The 15794-nt window shown below is 68.8% G+C and carries 15 protein-coding genes; 1 reads left to right on the top strand and 14 read right to left on the bottom strand.

The window, feature by feature from the left end; all coding sequences use genetic code 11:
* Nucleotides 1–179: 179 nt before the first annotated feature.
* Nucleotides 180–1100, top strand: a complete 921-nt coding sequence (locus LQD00_RS21800; protein ID WP_232719377.1) for a peptidylprolyl isomerase — start codon at nucleotides 180–182, stop codon at nucleotides 1098–1100.
* Nucleotides 1101–1227: 127 nt separating this feature from the next.
* Here the strand turns inward: LQD00_RS21800 and LQD00_RS21805 are convergent, their stop codons facing one another.
* The 14 genes from LQD00_RS21805 to LQD00_RS21870 all read right to left on the bottom strand — a co-directional run bounded on the left by LQD00_RS21805 (nucleotide 1228) and on the right by LQD00_RS21870 (nucleotide 15790).
* A complete protein-coding gene (locus tag LQD00_RS21805) occupies nucleotides 1228–3582 on the bottom strand; it encodes a RelA/SpoT family protein (RefSeq protein ID WP_232719378.1) in 2355 nt (784 codons plus the stop codon).
* Between the two features lie 52 nt (nucleotides 3583–3634).
* Nucleotides 3635–4210, bottom strand: a complete 576-nt coding sequence (locus LQD00_RS21810; RefSeq protein ID WP_232719379.1) for an adenine phosphoribosyltransferase — start codon at nucleotides 4208–4210, stop codon at nucleotides 3635–3637.
* A gap of 29 nt (nucleotides 4211–4239) precedes the next feature.
* Nucleotides 4240–5955: an ABC transporter substrate-binding protein gene (locus LQD00_RS21815; protein WP_232719380.1), complete on the bottom strand. Its 1716-nt coding sequence runs from the start codon at nucleotides 5953–5955 to the stop codon at nucleotides 4240–4242.
* A gap of 10 nt (nucleotides 5956–5965) precedes the next feature.
* Complete coding sequence (secF, locus tag LQD00_RS21820; protein ID WP_232719381.1) at nucleotides 5966–7171, bottom strand: protein translocase subunit SecF; 1206 nt, start codon at nucleotides 7169–7171, stop codon at nucleotides 5966–5968.
* On the bottom strand, nucleotides 7168–8856 hold the full coding sequence (gene secD, locus LQD00_RS21825) for a protein translocase subunit SecD (RefSeq protein ID WP_006866365.1): 1689 nt from the start codon (nucleotides 8854–8856) through the stop codon (nucleotides 7168–7170). The genes secF and secD overlap by 4 nt, the downstream gene beginning before the upstream one ends.
* Before the next feature lie 190 nt (nucleotides 8857–9046).
* On the bottom strand, nucleotides 9047–9433 hold the full coding sequence (yajC, locus tag LQD00_RS21830) for a preprotein translocase subunit YajC (protein WP_006866366.1): 387 nt from the start codon (nucleotides 9431–9433) through the stop codon (nucleotides 9047–9049).
* A 176-nt stretch (nucleotides 9434–9609) separates the two neighbouring features.
* Entirely contained in the window at nucleotides 9610–10698 is a 1089-nt protein-coding gene (ruvB, locus tag LQD00_RS21835) for a Holliday junction branch migration DNA helicase RuvB (RefSeq protein WP_232719382.1), read from the bottom strand.
* Nucleotides 10698–11291: a Holliday junction branch migration protein RuvA gene (gene ruvA / locus LQD00_RS21840; protein WP_232719383.1), complete on the bottom strand. Its 594-nt coding sequence runs from the start codon at nucleotides 11289–11291 to the stop codon at nucleotides 10698–10700. Before ruvA ends, ruvB begins: the two co-directional genes overlap by 1 nt.
* Nucleotides 11288–11857, bottom strand: a complete 570-nt coding sequence (gene ruvC / locus LQD00_RS21845; RefSeq protein ID WP_232719506.1) for a crossover junction endodeoxyribonuclease RuvC — start codon at nucleotides 11855–11857, stop codon at nucleotides 11288–11290. Before ruvC ends, ruvA begins: the two co-directional genes overlap by 4 nt.
* A gap of 108 nt (nucleotides 11858–11965) precedes the next feature.
* Nucleotides 11966–12721, bottom strand: coding sequence for a YebC/PmpR family DNA-binding transcriptional regulator (locus tag LQD00_RS21850; RefSeq protein WP_232719384.1), 756 nt, complete (start codon nucleotides 12719–12721; stop codon nucleotides 11966–11968).
* A gap of 144 nt (nucleotides 12722–12865) precedes the next feature.
* Nucleotides 12866–13486 (bottom strand): pyridoxal 5'-phosphate synthase glutaminase subunit PdxT, encoded by a 621-nt coding sequence (gene pdxT, locus LQD00_RS21855; RefSeq protein WP_232719385.1) that lies wholly within the window; start codon nucleotides 13484–13486, stop codon nucleotides 12866–12868.
* A complete protein-coding gene (locus LQD00_RS21860; RefSeq protein WP_006866372.1) occupies nucleotides 13483–14337 on the bottom strand; it encodes an acyl-CoA thioesterase in 855 nt (284 codons plus the stop codon). The genes pdxT and LQD00_RS21860 overlap by 4 nt, the downstream gene beginning before the upstream one ends.
* A gap of 45 nt (nucleotides 14338–14382) precedes the next feature.
* Complete coding sequence (locus tag LQD00_RS21865) at nucleotides 14383–14862, bottom strand: helix-turn-helix transcriptional regulator (RefSeq protein WP_232719386.1); 480 nt, start codon at nucleotides 14860–14862, stop codon at nucleotides 14383–14385.
* A 157-nt stretch (nucleotides 14863–15019) separates the two neighbouring features.
* Nucleotides 15020–15790, bottom strand: coding sequence for a hypothetical protein (locus LQD00_RS21870; protein WP_204718183.1), 771 nt, complete (start codon nucleotides 15788–15790; stop codon nucleotides 15020–15022).
* Between the last annotated feature and the right edge of the window lie 4 nt (nucleotides 15791–15794).

The following is a 15794-nucleotide window of genomic DNA, read 5'->3' on the forward strand; positions in this document are numbered from 1 at the left end:
TTCTCCACGCGTCGTTTCGCCGACCGCGACACCCCACTCCAACACCCGCTGAGCGACGTTCTCAGGTACAACTGGCACACTTGCCTCTCGAGTAAGTGACATCCGCGCAGATTGTCGGCACGACGATGCTGTACAGCTGAGACGGCACCATGTGCCGGGATTCAGGAGGATCCACCCGCGTGACCACCAATGAGGAGCGCCGCGAGGCAGCGAAGCGGAAGCTCGAGGAACGCCTCGAAACCGAGCGCCGCGCCCGGCGCAAGCGGAAGATCGTCATCGCCTCGGTCTCGACTGCCGTCGTGGTCGCCGTCGTCGCCGGCGTGACCGCCGTCGTGGTGAAGAAGATCATGGACGACCGCGAGGCCGCCCGCTGGACGAGTTGCGCGTTCGAGGACTCCCCGAGCCGCTTCGACCAGCTCCCCGACCAGGTTCCCGACAACGTGCCGGCGGACCAGCGTCCGCAGTACCAGGCCGAACTCGACGAGCTGAAGGCTGCCGCGAAGAACGAGCGCAAGTCCCCCAGGCCCGACGACAAGGTCCTGAAGTCCGGCACCGAGCAGGCCACCTTCACCACCACCCAGGGCGTCCTGCCGGTCACGCTGGAGCGTGACGGCGCCCCCTGCAACGTCGCCGCGGTCACCTCGCTGATCGAGAACAAGTTCTACGACGACACCACCTGCCACCGCATGACCACCAGCGACAAGCTGAAGATCCTGCAGTGCGGCGACCCCACCGGCACCGGCATGAGCGGTCCCGGCTGGACCAGCCCCGACGAGCCGCCGACGGACCTGAAGAAGGTCGGGCAGCCCGATCCGATGACCGGATCGCAGCCGGTCGTCTACCCGCGCGGCACCGTGGCCATCGCCAACAGCAGCCAGGGCGGCCAGAACCCCAACACCGGGTCGAGCCAGCTGTTCATCGTCATCAACGACAGCGAGCTGGGTCCCGACTACTCCGTCGTGGGCAAGGTCGACGAGCCCGGACTCGCCGTGCTGGACAAGATCTACGAGGGCGGGATCACCCCCGGCCCGGCCGGCAGCCAGCCCGGTGACGGCAAGCCGAAGCTCCCGGTGACCGTCGAGACCGCGGTCATCGACTAGCGAAACCCGCTGAGCCAACGAAGATCCCGTTGCGTTTTGTCCCGGAATCCGGGACGAAACGCAACGGGATCTCTGGTTTCGATACGGCTCGTCGCAAGCTCCTCGCCTACTCAACCAGCGTGGTGGATCACGCAGCCGAGGTGACGCGGTAGACGTCGTAGACGCCCTCCACGTTGCGGACCACGTTCAGTACGTGGCCGAGGTGTTTGGGGTCGCCCATCTCGAAGGTGAACTTGGAGATGGCCACCCGGTCGCGGCTGGTGGTGACCGACGCCGACAGGATGTTCACGCGTTCGTCGGCGAGCACCTTGGTGACGTCGGACAGCAGGCGATGGCGGTCGAGTGCCTCGACCTGGATCGCCACCAGGAACACCGATTCCGGGGACGGCGCCCACGACACGTCGAGGATGCGTTCGGACTGCTGCTGCAGCGAGGTCGCGTTGGTGCAGTCGGTGCGGTGCACGCTGATGCCGCCGCCGCGGGTGACGAAGCCCATGATGTCGTCACCCGGTACGGGCGTACAGCATTTGGCGAGTTTGATCACCACGTTGTCGACGCCGTCGACGACCACGCCGGCATCGCCGCCCTGACGTGAGCGGGTGGGCATCGTCGACGGGGTGGACCGCTCGGCGAGCGCCTCCTCCGCGTCCTCGATGCCGCCGAGGGATGCGACGAGGCGGTTGACGACGTGCCGTGCGGAGACGTGGTTCTCGCCCACCGCGGTGTACAGCGCGGTGACGTCGTTGTACCGCAACTCCTTGGCGATCGCCGCCATCGACTCCGCGGACAGCAAGCGCTGCAACGGGAGTCCGCCGCGACGGACCTCCTTGGCGATCGCGTCCTTGCCGGCCTCGAGGGCCTCCTCGCGGCGCTCCTTGGCGAACCATTGCCGGATCTTGGCCTTGGCCCGCGGCGACACCACGAACGTCTGCCAGTCCTTCGACGGCCCGGCGGTCGGCGCCTTGGAGGTGAACACCTCCACCACCTCACCGTTCTCGAGCTTGCGTTCGAGCGCGACCAGCCGGCCGTTGACGCGGGCGCCGATGCAACGGTGACCGACCTCGGTGTGGACGGCGTAGGCGAAGTCGACCGGCGTCGATCCGGCGGGCAGCGTGACCACGTCGCCCTTCGGAGTGAAGACGAAGATCTCGCGGACGGCGAGGTCGTAGCGCAGCGACTCCAGGAACTCGCCGGGGTCGGCGGCCTCACGCTGCCAGTCGAGCAGCTGCCGCATCCACGCCATGTCGTCGATCTCGGCGGTGTCGGACTTCTTGCCCGACTTGCGGTAGCCGCTCTCCTTGTACCGCCAGTGAGCGGCGATGCCGAACTCGGCGGTGCGGTGCATCTCGTGCGTGCGGATCTGAACCTCGAGCGGCTTGCCCTCGGGCCCGATCACGGTGGTGTGCAACGACTGGTAGACACCGAACCGCGGCTGCGCGATGTAGTCCTTGAAGCGTCCGGCCATCGGCTGCCACAGCGAGTGGACGACGCCGACGGCCGCGTAGCAGTCGCGGTCCTCCTCGCAGAGGATGCGCATGCCGACGAGGTCGTGGATGTCGTCGAAGTCGCGTCCCTTGACGATCATCTTCTGATAGATCGACCAGTAGTGCTTGGGCCGACCCTCGACGGTTGCCGAGATCCGCGCCGCGGACAGCGCGTTGTTGATGTCGGCCCGGACCCGGGCGAGGTAGGTGTCGCGCGACGGGGCGCGGTCGGCGACCAGGCGCACGATCTCCTCGTACCGCTTGGGGTGCAGGATCGCGAAGGAGAGGTCCTCGAGTTCCCACTTGACCGTCGCCATACCGAGTCGATGAGCAAGCGGCGCAATGACTTCCAGCGTCTCGCGGGCCTTGCGCGCCTGCTTCTCCGGCGGGAGGAAACGCATCGTCCGCATGTTGTGCAACCGGTCGGCGACCTTGATCACGAGCACCCGCGGGTCGCGGGCCATCGCGATGATCATCTTGCGGATCGTCTCGGCCTCGGCGGCGCTGCCCAGCGCGACCTTGTCGAGTTTGGTGACGCCGTCGACGAGGTGTGCCACCTCCTGACCGAAGTCGCGTTCGAGCGCTTGCAGTGAGTAGCCGGTGTCCTCGACCGTGTCGTGCAGCAGCGCGGCGATCAGGGTCGTGGTGTCCATGCCGAGGTCGGCGAGGATCGTCGCGACTGCCAGCGGATGGGTGATGTAGGGGTCACCGGACTTGCGCTTCTGCCCGCTGTGGCGCTCCTCGGCGACGTCGTAGGCCCGCTGCAGGAGCGCGACGTCGGCCTTCGGGTAGATCTCGCGGTGCAGGGTGACCAGCGGCTCGAGGACGGGGCGGACCTGGCTGCGCGTGGCGGTCATCCGCCGGGCGAGGCGGGCGCGCACGCGCCGTGAGGCGGACGGGGAGGTCGACGTCGCGGCGGGTGCACCCTGGACGACGGCGTCGCCGGTCGCGTCGGCAGGGGTCACGGAGTGCTGAGCCGTGCCGGATTCATCGGGCATTGCCGGTCCTCCTCCGCGTGTCGTGGTCTTTTCGAGTCTAGATCCCCGACGGTCAGTCGAGCGCCACCGAGTGGACGGGGACGTCCGGACCGAGTCCACGGGCGATCGTGTCCCGGCCGCCGAGGCCGACGAGCTCCATGATGACCGCGACCCCGACCACGCGCGCTCCGGTCCGGTTGAGCAGATCCGCCGCGGCGACCGCGGTACCGCCGGTGGCCAGGACGTCGTCGACGAGCAGTACACGCTGCCCGGTCAGGTCGAGGCCGTCCGCGGGGATCTCCAGCGTCGCCGAGCCGTACTCGAGGCTGTAGGTGACCGCGTGCACCGGCGGCGGCAGCTTGCCGCCCTTGCGCACCGCGAGGACCCCGACCTCGAGCTCACGGGCGACCGCACCGCCGAGGAGGAAGCCGCGGGCGTCGATGCCGGCGACGAGGTCGATCTCGGTACAGCCGTGCGTCAGCGCGGTGACGATCGCCGACAGCCCCACGGCATCGGCGAGCACCGGGGTCAGGTCCTTGAAGGCGATCCCGGGGCTCGGGAAGTCGTCGACGAGTCGGGTGTGCCGGGCGATCGCCGCCTGGGCACGTGTGACCGCTTCCGCGGTCCGTTCCGGTACCACGCCGGCCATCAGAACTCCCCTGCCATTTGTCTGCACTGTCACTTGCTGATCGTCCATCGATCCATGTTCCATCCGGTGCCGGCGCGACTGAGTCCCGCGGCGACACCACCCACCTGATCCTTCCACTGCCGGATGCGCGGCGAGGCGAACAGGGGTATCGACGGCATCGACGACCAGCTCGCGTTCTCGATCGACCGGGCCAGCCGCAGCCGGTCGGATTCGGACACGGTGACCGCGAACTGATCGATCCCGCGACTCACCTGTGGGTCCCGCGTCCCGGAGAGGTTCAGCGGGTCGCCGCCGCGCAACGAGTAGGCGTCCCGGCTCGGGTCGGCGGCGCCGGCCGCGGCGAAGGAGTCGCCGCTGGCCATGATGACCGCGTCGACGTCCTTGCCCAGCGAGCCGGGCTGGACGTCGGGTGTGGCGACATCCTCGACGACGAAGCCGGCATCCCGGCACGACGCCGCGATGGCCGCGACCATCTGCTGCCAGCGCAGGGTAGGCGCCACGTAACCGATGCGGACGCGCCGCGGCTGCAGACTCGCGGTGGTCGTGCTCCCGTCCCCTGCACCCTGACCGGTCGCGGCGCGCAGCAGGTTCCGGGCCCGCTCGAGGTCGGGAGTCTGGTAGGCGCGGCCGAACTCGGGGTTCATCGGACCGGCGAGGTTGTCGGCGGGTGCGAGGACGCGCAGATTCCAGACGGCGGCGCCACCGGAGAAATCGCGGGCGAGGTCGGCGCGCGGCACGCACGAGGCGAACGCCTGGCGCATCCGCACGTCCCCGAAGACGCCCTTGCCGGCGAGCACGATCTGTTCCACACCGATCGCCCGGGCGGGTGACGCCGGCCCGTCGGGCCCCGACGTCCCGGCGAGGTCGCCCTCTACGACGCCCGCGGTGACGTCGACGATGTCGAACTTGCCGTCGGGCAGGCGGCGCGTCGAATCGGTTCCGCGACCCCAGATCACGATGCGTGAGGTCTCCGGCCTGTCCCCCCACCACGATTCGTTGGCGACCAGGACCAGTCCGCCCGACCGCGAGTAGCGGTCGATGCGGTACGGCCCGGAGGACGGGAACCGGGCATGGTCTACCGGTCCGAAGGTGAGGTCGAAACCGGTGTTCCAGGCCGTCGCGATGCGGGCCAGCGCGCCGCGGTCCTTCGCGCGGATGGGGTCGACGACGTTGGCGAGCCCGGCTTCGCGGGCCACGATGTGCGCCGGCAGCAAGGTGCCCGCGCCGAACAACGACAGCCAGTTGCGGTACTCACGACCCGGCGCGAACGTGACCGTCGCCGACTTCTCGCCGGGCGAGCACTCCACCTTCTCGATGTCGCGGTACCCGGCGGTCGTCGCCGGCGTGAACCCCGGGAAACGTCCGCTCATCGCCGCCCACGCCAGCATCAGGTCGTCGCAGTCGAGTGCGACCTCGTCGGTGAAGGCCGCCTCGGGCGTGAACTCGTACCGCAGCGCCGGTGCGCGTCCCGGGATCCGGGTCACGGTGCCGACGTCGCGGTCCGGGATGACCTGCCCCTGGGGTCCGAGCAGGCTGAAACCCGGCAACAGACGGCTGGTGGCCATGAGCACACCGTCGGCGTTGCCGTCGACGGTGTTCGCGTTGTAGCTGGTCACGTGGGCGTCGACCACGTAGTCGATGGTCGGGGGCCCGTCGTCGCCGCAGGCCGTCAGGACGCCGGCGCCCGTGACGATCCCGACGAGCAGGCTCAGGACCCTGATGAACTCCCGGTGCCTGACGATCACGTGGGTGAGACTAACGGTTGCGACGGCGTTTGCCGGTCGGTACCCGTTCGGCGTCGTCCGTGTCGGCCGCGCCACGACGACGGCGCACCGGCCGGACGTCGGCGCTCGGAGCCACGCCCGACTCGATCCCGGCGCGACGGTTCAGCACCTTGGCGGTGTGCCGGGAGACGTCCTCGCGGCGTTCCTTCAGCGTCACCAGCAGCGGCGAGGCCAAGAAGATGGAGGAGTACGTGCCGACGACGACGCCGACGAGCTGGATCAGACCCAGGTCCTTCAGCGTGCCGACGCCGAGCAGCCAGACGGCCACGACCATCAGCGCGATGATCGGCAGGACCGAGATGATGGTCGTGTTGATCGATCGCATCAGCGTCTGGTTGACCGCCAGGTTCGCCTGCTCGCCATAGGTCCGACGAGTTGTCTGCAGTACCGAGCGGGTGTTCTCCTGCACCTTGTCGAACACCACGACCGTGTCGTAGAGCGAGAAGCCGAGGATGGTCAGCAGACCGATCACCGTGGCCGGGGTGACCTCCCAGCCGACCAGCGAGTAGACGCCCGCGGTGGCCACGATGTCGAAGACGAGGGATGCCATCGCCGCGATCGACATCTCCCGGTCGAACCGGACCGCGATGTAGACGAACACGATGACGAGGAACACCGCGAGCGCGATGACCATCTTCTCGGTGATCTCACGGCCCCAGGTGGAGCTCACGTCGGAGATGCTGACCTCCGAGGCGGTCAGTGCCGGACCGAATTCCGCAGTGAGAGCGCGGGTCACGGCCTCGGCCTGGGCCAGGTCGAGGGTCTCGGTGCGCACCTGCACGGTGGCGCTGTTGCCGGCACCGGCGGTCTGGACCGATTCGGGCTCCTCACCGAGTGCCTCGGTGACGACCTTCTCGACGGAGTCGGCGGTGATCTCCGACGAGGCGACCGGCACCGACATCTGGGTGCCGCCCTCGAAATCGATGCCGAAGGTGAAGCCCCGGATCGCGATCGACGCCAGGCAGATCAGCATGATCGCGGCGGTGACGATGTACCAGAACTTCCGCTTGCCGACGATCTCGAAGGCACCGGTACCGGTGTAGAGGCGGGCGAAGAAGCCGCGCTTGGTGTCGGAGACGAAGTCCGCGTCGGTACCGGTCGACGGTGACGGCGGCTCGACGACCGCGGTGTCGCCGGGCTCCCGCGAGTCCTTGTTCGGGTTGTCCGGACGGGTCATCGCACAGTCCCCTTCTCGCTGGTGGACGCGTCGGCACGGGCTGCTTCGGCGGCCTCGGCCTGGCGGCGGGCCGCGACCTTGCGCTCGCGGGCCACCTCGCTGACCGCGCCGAGGCCGTTGACGCTCGGCTTGGACAGGAACGACGACCGGCTCGCGTAGACCACCAGCGGGTGGGTCACCAGGAACACGACCATGACGTCGAGGATGGTGGTGAGTCCGAGGGTGAACGCGAAGCCGCGCACCTCACCGATCGCCAGGATGTAGATGACCGCGGCGGCGATGAAGCTCACCGCGTTACCCGACCAGATGGTGCGACGGGCACTCGCCCAACCGCGTGGCACGGCCGAGCGGAAGCTCCGACCCTCACGCATCTCGTCCTTGATGCGTTCGAAGTAGACGACGAACGAGTCCGCGGTCATACCGATACCGATGATCAGACCGGCGATGCCCGCGAGGTCGAGGGTGAACCCGATCCAGCGGCCGAGCAGGACGATGATGCCGTAGACCATCGCGCCGGCGAGGACCAGCGACAGCGTCGTCAGGATGCCGAGCATCCGGTAGTAGGCCAGTGCATAGATCAGCACCGCGACGAGGCCGATCGCGCCGGCGAGGAGGCCCGCCTTCAGCGACGAGAGACCCAGTGTGGCCGAGACGGTTTCGGCGTCGGAGGCGTTGAACGACAGCGGCAGCGAGCCGTACTTCAGCACGTTGGCGAGCTCGTTGGACGACTTCTCGGTGAACGGGTCGGCGCTGCTGCCGCTGATGCGGGTCTGGCCGCCCGGGATCGGCTCGTTGATGGCCGGCGCGGAGACGACGGCCGAGTCGAGGGTGAACGCGGTCTGCGTGCGGTTGGGCGCTTCCTGGGCGGTGTACTTGGGCCAGAAGTCCGCGGCCTTGCCCTTGAACTCGAGGGTGACGACCCATTCGCCGGTCTGCGGATCGGTGCCGGCCGACGCGTCCTTGATGTCGCGGCCGTCGATGATCTGCGGACCGAGGAGGTAGACCTCCTTGCCGTCGGTGGAACACGCCACCAGGTACTGATCGGGCAGATCGTTGCCGCGCAGTGGGTCGTTGGCGGTCGGCGAGCAGTCCATCTTCGCCATCTGCTCCTGCAGCGGGACCAGTTGCTCCTGTTTGGCGTCGCCCGGAGCCTGACGGATCTTGCGCTGTTCGGCGATCGCCGCCGCGGCCACCTCGGTGGGCATCCCGTCGGCCTGGTCCTCGTCCTGGTCCTCCGGCTTCGGCGGCTGCGGGGTCGCCGCCGTGGCGCCGACGACCGGCCGCACGTACAGACGCGCGGTCTGGCTCAGCGACTTGGCCTGTGCGCCGTCCTCACCGGGCACCGTGATCACGAGGTTGTTGCCGGTGACGACGACCTCGGATCCGGAGACACCGAGACCGTTCACACGCTGCTCGATGATCTGCTTGGCCTGATCGAGCTGTTGGCGGGTCGGTTCCTTGCCGTCCTCGGTGCGCGCGGTCAGCGTCACCCGGGTTCCGCCCTGCAGGTCGATGCCCAGTTTGGGCTCGAGCGTCTTGGGACCGGTGAAGTAGATCAACCCGTACACGACGGCGAGCAGAGCGAGGAAGGCCACGAGCGGACGCCACGGCGGGATCTCTCGACTCGGTCGCGACCGCTTGCCGGCGGACTTGGCCGCCTTCGCGGTCGAACGAGGACTTGTCACAGCTGTTCAGGTCTCCTTTGGGAACGTCAACCGGCCGAGGGCGCTCGGACCGCATGACCCACCGACTCCGAAAGGTCTGCGCGCACGCGCTGTTCAGCACAGCGGGGGCACGCAGACCTCGGCAAGACAGGATGCGCGGGAGGTGGGCAGGAGGCGCCACGCCGGTCGACGGCGCGGCGCTGCTCCGGGATTACTTGTCGGTGTCGCGCGCGTCGTCGGACGACGGCTTGTCGAGGCTGACCGAGTCCGAGTCGTCGGCGTAGTCGGTGTAGTCGGCCTCCGGCGCGGTGTGGCCCGGGTAGGTCGCGGCGGCCTCGTCGGTGGGGATGACGCGCATGATCGCGAGACGGTTCCAGCGGGTGACCACACCGGTGGCGATCTCCACGTCGACGTAGTCGGACGACGCCGCGTCGATGACGGTGCCGAACAGGCCCGAGGTCAGCTGGATGCGGGTACCCGTCGACACCGAGGCCTGCATGTCCTGCATCTCGGCCGCGCGCTTCTTCTGCTTCCGCATCGACAAGAACATGAAGCCGGCGAGGAGAGCCAGCAAGAGGGGGAAGAGCAGAGCGTCCATGGGTGAGAGTCAGTCCTTTTGTTTCGGGTTGTACCGCGTGCACCACCGCCCCGCGCCGATCGGCGAGAGGCGTCATGTGGCCACGCTGTGCTCCACACAGTGTGCCACGTCCACCCGTGAGGGCATCCCCGCAGGTGGTGCCCCGCGTCACACGCGGGTTTTCGGTGCGGGTCGGGTCAGAGGTCGTCGAACAGGGACTCGCCCCCGATGTCGCGGGGGCGGGCGCCGAAGGAGGCGTTCATCGCGCCTGCCGGCGGGGTCAGGCCGAGGTGATGCCACGCCGCCGCGGTGGCGACGCGCCCACGTGGGGTGCGGGCGATCATCCCGGCCCGGACCAGGAACGGCTCGCAGACCTCTTCGACGGTCGCGGGCTCCTCGCCCACGGCCACCGCGAGCGTCGACACCCCGACCGGTCCCCCGCCGAACGCCCGGATCAGGGCGTCGAGGACGGCGCGGTCGAGTCGGTCGAAGCCGAGTTCGTCCACGTCGTAGACCTTGAGGGCGGCACGTGCGACGTCGACGGTGATCGAGCCGTCACCGCGGACCTCGGCGTAGTCGCGGACCCGGCGGAGCAGACGGTTGGCGATTCGTGGCGTCCCACGCGACCGCCGTGCGATCTCCTCGGAGGCGTCGAGCCGTAGTTCCATGCCGAGGATGCCCGCGGAACGGTTGAGCACCCGGACGAGTTCGGCCGGATCGTAGAACTCCATGTGCGCGGTGAACCCGAAGCGGTCCCGCAGCGGGCCGGTCAGCGATCCCGAACGGGTGGTGGCGCCGACCAGGGTGAACGGGGCGACGTCGAGTGGGATGGACGTGGCGCCCGGGCCCTTGCCGACCACGACGTCGACACGGAAGTCCTCCATCGCGAGGTAGAGCATCTCCTCGGCGGGCCGGGCGATGCGGTGGATCTCGTCGATGAACAGCACGTCGCCCTCGACGAGGTTCGACAGCATGGCGGCGAGGTCCCCGGCGCGTTCGAGCGCCGGACCCGAGGTCACCCGGATCGCCGCACCCATCTCCGAGGCGATGATCATGGCCAGCGAGGTCTTGCCGAGTCCCGGCGGGCCGGACAGCAGGATGTGATCGGGGGTCCCGCCGCGGCCCTTCGCGCCGTGGAGGACGAGTTCGAGTTGCTCGCAGACACGCGGCTGGCCGATGAAGTCGGCCAACGAGCGTGGGCGCAGGCCCGCGTCGAGGTCGCCGTCGGACCGGACCGGGGTGGCGCTGACCTCGCGATCCTCGAGGTCGTCGGGATCGCCGGTCATCACGACGCCTTGCCCAGCATCGCCAGCGACCGGCGGAGCACGGTCGAGGCGTCGGCGTCGGGATTCTCGGCGAGCACCGCGGTGACCGCCTTCTCGGCCGGGGCGGCGGTGAAGCCGAGACCGACGAGAGCCTCGGCGACCTGCTCGCGGATTCCGCCGGCGGGGACGCTGCCGGCGGCCGTGTCTGCCGTCGGGCGGTCCACCTTGTCGCGGAGTTCGACGCAGAGCCGTTCGGCGACTCGTTTACCGATGCCGGGCACCGACGTCAGCGCCTTGGTGTCGGAGTCGGCCAGTGCACGACGCAGCGCGTCGGGTTCGAGGACCGCGAGGGTAGCCATCGCCAGCCGCGGGCCGACTCCGGTGACCGTCTGCAGCAGCGCGAACAGGGCGCGGGCGTCGGGTTCGGTGAACCCGTACAGCGTCATCGAGTCCTCGCGGACGATCATCGACGTCAACAGCGTCGCCTCGTCGCCGCGACGCAGCCGGGACAGCGTGACCGGAGTCGCCAGAACCCGGTAACCGACTCCCGCACAGTCGATCACGGCGTGATCGAGGGCGATCTCGAGAACCGGACCGCGGACTGACGCGATCATGCGCGACTCCCCTCTCGTGCCTGGGCGAGCCGCTGACGATGCTTCGCGGCGGCCGCGTCGGCCTGTTTCTGCGCGGCCGCCATGCGCTCCATCATGGGCCCGCGCCAGCAGTGACAGATGGCGATCGCCAGCGCGTCCGCGGCGTCGGCGGGCTTCGGTTTGGTCTGCATGCCGAGGATGCGCGTGACCATCGCGGTGACCTGGGCCTTGTCGGCGCGACCGCTGCCGGTGACGGCGGCCTTGACCTCCGAGGGCGTGTGGAAACGCACCGGGACGTCGCGCTGGCTGGCGGCGAGCGCGATCACGCCGCCGGCCTGCGCCGTGCCCATGGCGGTCGACACCTGGTTCTGGGCGAAAACCCGCTCGATCGCGACCGCGTCGGGCTGGTGGACGTCGAGCCAGTGGCACGCCGAGGTGTAGACGGCCAGCAGACGCTCGGCCAGGTCCATGTCGCTCGGCGTGCGCACGACGTCCACGTCGAGTGCGGTCACCGACCTGCCGCGACCCGACTCGACCAGCGCGATACCGCACCGGGTGAGACCCGGATCGACGCCCATGACGCGCACTCGTACCCTCCCAGGCATCCGAACAGTGTTACGAACAGTTGTTCGAGATCTTATCCGGGTGGGCGGACATCTCCGGTGAGCAACACGCCCTCGCGGGGGCGGTGCCGATCAGTCGTTCTCGAGCTCGGCGAGGACCTCGTCGCTGATGTCGACGTTGCTGTAGACGTTCTGTACGTCGTCGGAGTCCTCGAGCGCGTCGATCAGCTTGAAGACCTTGCGCGCACCGTCGGCGTCGACGGCGACCTCCACCGATGCGCGGAAGCTGGCCTCGGCGGAGTCGTAGTCGATGCCGGCTTCCTGCAGGGCGGTGCGCACCGCGACCAGGTCGGTCGGCTCGCTGACGATCTCGAAGGTGTCGCCGAGGTCGGTGACCTCTTCGGCACCGGCGTCGAGCACGGCCATCAGGACGTCGTCCTCGGACTGGCCGTTCTTCTCGAGGGTGACGACGCCCTTGCGGGTGAACAGGTACGACACCGAACCCGGGTCGGCCATGTTGCCGCCGTTGCGGGTCATCGCAGTGCGGACCTCGCCGGCCGCGCGGTTGCGGTTGTCGGTGAGGCACTCGATCAGGATCGCCACACCGTTGGGGCCGTAGCCCTCGTACATGATGGTCTGCCAGTCGGCGCCGCCCGCCTCTTCACCACCGCCGCGCTTGCGGGCGCGTTCGATGTTGTCGTTGGGCACCGACGACTTCTTCGCCTTCTGGATGGCGTCGAAGAGGGTCGGGTTGCCGGCCGGATCACCACCGCCGGTTCGCGCGGCCACCTCGATGTTCTTGATGAGCTTGGCGAACATCTTGCCGCGCTTGGCGTCGATGACCGCCTTCTTGTGCTTGGTGGTGGCCCATTTGGAATGGCCGCTCATGTCGTCGCATCCTTTCCCGGTGCCGGTGCGCGGCGGGTGGATGCCCGCGGCACGCATGCCGGGCCCGTGGCCCCGCATCCGGCGATCCTCAAGCCTGCCGACTGCTGCCGCAGGCGCTTGCACTGTCGCTGGTTCGGCACGATCTTACCGACGCACCATCTCCACGAAGTATTCATGTACGCGTCGGTCGCCGGTGACCTCCGGATGGAACGACGTCGCGAGCACATTTCCCTGGCGGACCGCGACGATCCGCCCCTCGGCCGGCCCCTCCGGGACCCGGGCGAGAACCTGGACATCCGGTGAGATCGATTCCACCCAGGGTGCCCGGATGAAGACCGCCCGCATCGGCTGTGAACCGGCCCGATCGGTGATTCCGGCGAAGTCGAGATCGGTCTCGAAACTCTCCACCTGACGGCCGAAGGCGTTGCGCCGCACCGTGATGTCGAGTGCGTCGAGGTGGCGGGCGTCGGGGCGGGTGTCGAGGATCGTGGAGGCGAGCATGATCATGCCCGCGCAGGACCCGTAGGCGGGCAGCCCATCGGAGAGCCGCTCGACGAGCGGGTCGAACAGGTCGAAGATGCCGAGCAGCTTGCTCATCGTCGTCGACTCCCCGCCGGGGATGACGATGCCGTCGATCTCGTCGAGCTCGGACTGCCTGCGGATGGGCAGCGCGTCGGCCCCACTGGCCTCGAGGGCGTGGATGTGTTCGCGCACGTCACCCTGAAGTGCGAGAACCCCGATCCGCGGTCGCGATCCGGCGCTCACCGATCGGTCCGGGCGTGCTGGTCCTCGGGCATCTGGCGTCCGGTGCGGGCGAGTCCCTCCTGCGTGACCGCCGCGACCATGCGTCCCTGCCGGTCGAAGATGCGGCCTTGAGTCAGGGCACGACCCCCGTCCGCGGACGGCGACGTCTGGTCGTAGAGCAGCCAGTCGTCGGCGCGGAACGGGCGCATGAACCACATCGCATGGTCGAGGGAGGCGACCTGGGGATTGGACTCGGGGTGCGGCACGCGCGACGACCCGAGCAGCGTCATGTCGCTCATGTAGGCGAGCGTCCCCACGTGGAACACCGTGTCGTCGGGCAACGGGTGCCGGTACCGGAACCAGACCCGTTGCTGCGCAGCGAGATACGGGGAGGTGACCATCTTCTCCGGCGGCACGATGCGGAGGTCGAAGTTACGCCATTCCTTGAACACCGCGCGCTCTTCCTCGCCGAGCTCGTCGAGGCGGTCGGTGAGTTCCTCGGGTTCGGGCACCGGCGGCATGCGGTCCTGGTGCTCATAGCCCTGGTCGGTCCGGACATGGAACGACGCCGACATCGTGAAGATCGCCTCGCCGTGCTGGATGCCGGTGACCCGCCGGGTGACGAACGACCGCCCGTCGCGGATCCGGTCGACGAGGAACACCGCCGGGATGTCGGGATCGCCGGGTCGCAGGAAGTATCCGTGCAGCGAGTGGACGTAATGGTCCGCGTCGACCGTCCGCGTCGCCGACATCAGCGCCTGGCCGGCGACCTGTCCGCCGAAGGTGCGCTGGAGGTGGCTGGGGAAAGCACCACCCCGGTAGATGTCGGTCTCGATCTGCTCGACCTGGAGTATGTCCTCGATGGCTGCCACGCGGTCCAGTATCCCGCACGTGGCAACCGTTCCGGACGTCAGCCTCTACAGCTCGTCGAGCGTCATGATCCCGTCCTGGATGGCGCGGGCCACCAGCGAGGCCTTGGTGGGAGCCGGGCGACCGATCTCGGCGTACTTGGCGCGGATGCGGGTCAGGTGCGTGTTGACCGTACCGAGGGAGATGTAGAGCTCCTGGGCGACGGCGGGCTTGGAGTCGACGAGCATCCAAGTACGCAGCACCTCGACCTCGCGGGAGGTGAGATTCGGCTTCGCGCGACCCGTGGACACCTCGGCGGTCACCGCGGTCTCGGGCGCCGGCATGGGCGAATTGGCGCGGTGCAGGTGCGGGTGCCCGGCGCGGTGGCCGAGGCCGGGCTGGTTCTGGCGGGAGACCTGTCCGGGGAGCGGCATCCGGCGGGCCGCGAGACGGGCCAGTGCCTCCTGGCGGCGGGCCTGCGCCTCGGCATCGCGTCGAGCGTTGATCTGGCGCGGGTGCTGGGGGGCCTGGTGGGCGATCGCAGTCATGTGTGCTTCCTCTTCACTCATCGAACCGGGTGGTCGGTGCCGGGTTTCTCCGGCGATGAGTTGAAGATTATGGGCGTTCCGTGCCCTGGTCGATGGGGAGAACTCCCCACCGCATGGGGAGAACTACCCATGCCGTAACCGCAGGTCAGAGGATCGGTCAGCTCGCCGCGTTCCGCGCGGCCTCCGCGTCGATCAACGGCAGGTCCTCGCGGGTCACGATGCGTGAGGACACCGCGTATTCGACAAGCTTGGTCCGGCGGTTGCTGGCGAGTTTGCCGCCACCGCCGCGCATCCCGCTGACGCCGAGCTGATCGAGCTTGTCGCAGACGTTGTCGAGCTTGCGGTTGAACTTGGTCAGCGGCCAGCCGAGGCGTCGGGCGGCCTGGGCCGACGACGGGATCGACGAGGCGCCGGTCCCCTCACGGCGCAGGATCTCCTCCGCCAGTACGACGATCAGCAGCTTCTGACTCTCGGTCAGGGTCGGCACGCCCTGGGTCGTGTGGCCGCCGCTGAACTCGGGGCGGGTCACCGACTTCACCTGCGGCGCACGGGCGAACACACTGAGCTCGTAGGTGGTGGGACCGGCGGTGAACACGATGGTGGTCTCACCGAACACCAGCGGCATGCGTGCGCCCGGGCCGAGGGTGGCCGAGAAGCCGACGTCGCCGGCCGACACGCTCGCGGACAGGTGGGTGCCGAGGTTGGTCAGCCACCACAGGCCGTTCTCGTTGTGCACCACCAGGAATCGGCGGTGGAGATAAGGGTTGTCGTCGATCGACAGATCGGCCTCGCGACCGATGAAGAAGCGCCGGCCGGCGTCGAGAGCGGTGCGTTCGCCGCAGTATTCGACATACGTTGCTGCGTCGTCGAGTCCGGTGTCGGCGGCGCCGGCGGGGTCGTGGACCGAGGGATCGTGACCTGTGTTCATCAGA

The organism is Gordonia metallireducens (assembly GCF_021245825.1).
GTDB lineage: Bacteria > Actinomycetota > Actinomycetes > Mycobacteriales > Mycobacteriaceae > Gordonia > Gordonia namibiensis.

Bases quoted from the DNA above. Each gene is read 5' to 3' on its own strand.
- LQD00_RS21805 (WP_232719378.1), bottom strand. From the start codon at position 3,582: ATGCCCGATGAATCCGGCACGGCTCAGCACTCCGTGACCCCTGCCGAC.
- LQD00_RS21810 (WP_232719379.1), bottom strand. From the start codon at position 4,210: ATGGCCGGCGTGGTACCGGAACGGACCGCGGAAGCGGTCACACGTGCC.
- secF (WP_232719381.1), bottom strand. From the start codon at position 7,171: ATGACCCGTCCGGACAACCCGAACAAGGACTCGCGGGAGCCCGGCGAC.
- yajC (WP_006866366.1), bottom strand. From the start codon at position 9,433: ATGGACGCTCTGCTCTTCCCCCTCTTGCTGGCTCTCCTCGCCGGCTTC.
- ruvB (WP_232719382.1), bottom strand. From the start codon at position 10,698: ATGACCGGCGATCCCGACGACCTCGAGGATCGCGAGGTCAGCGCCACC.
- ruvA (WP_232719383.1), bottom strand. From the start codon at position 11,291: ATGATCGCGTCAGTCCGCGGTCCGGTTCTCGAGATCGCCCTCGATCAC.
- LQD00_RS21850 (WP_232719384.1), bottom strand. From the start codon at position 12,721: ATGAGCGGCCATTCCAAATGGGCCACCACCAAGCACAAGAAGGCGGTC.
- LQD00_RS21865 (WP_232719386.1), bottom strand. From the start codon at position 14,862: ATGACTGCGATCGCCCACCAGGCCCCCCAGCACCCGCGCCAGATCAAC.
- LQD00_RS21870 (WP_204718183.1), bottom strand. From the start codon at position 15,790: ATGAACACAGGTCACGATCCCTCGGTCCACGACCCCGCCGGCGCCGCC.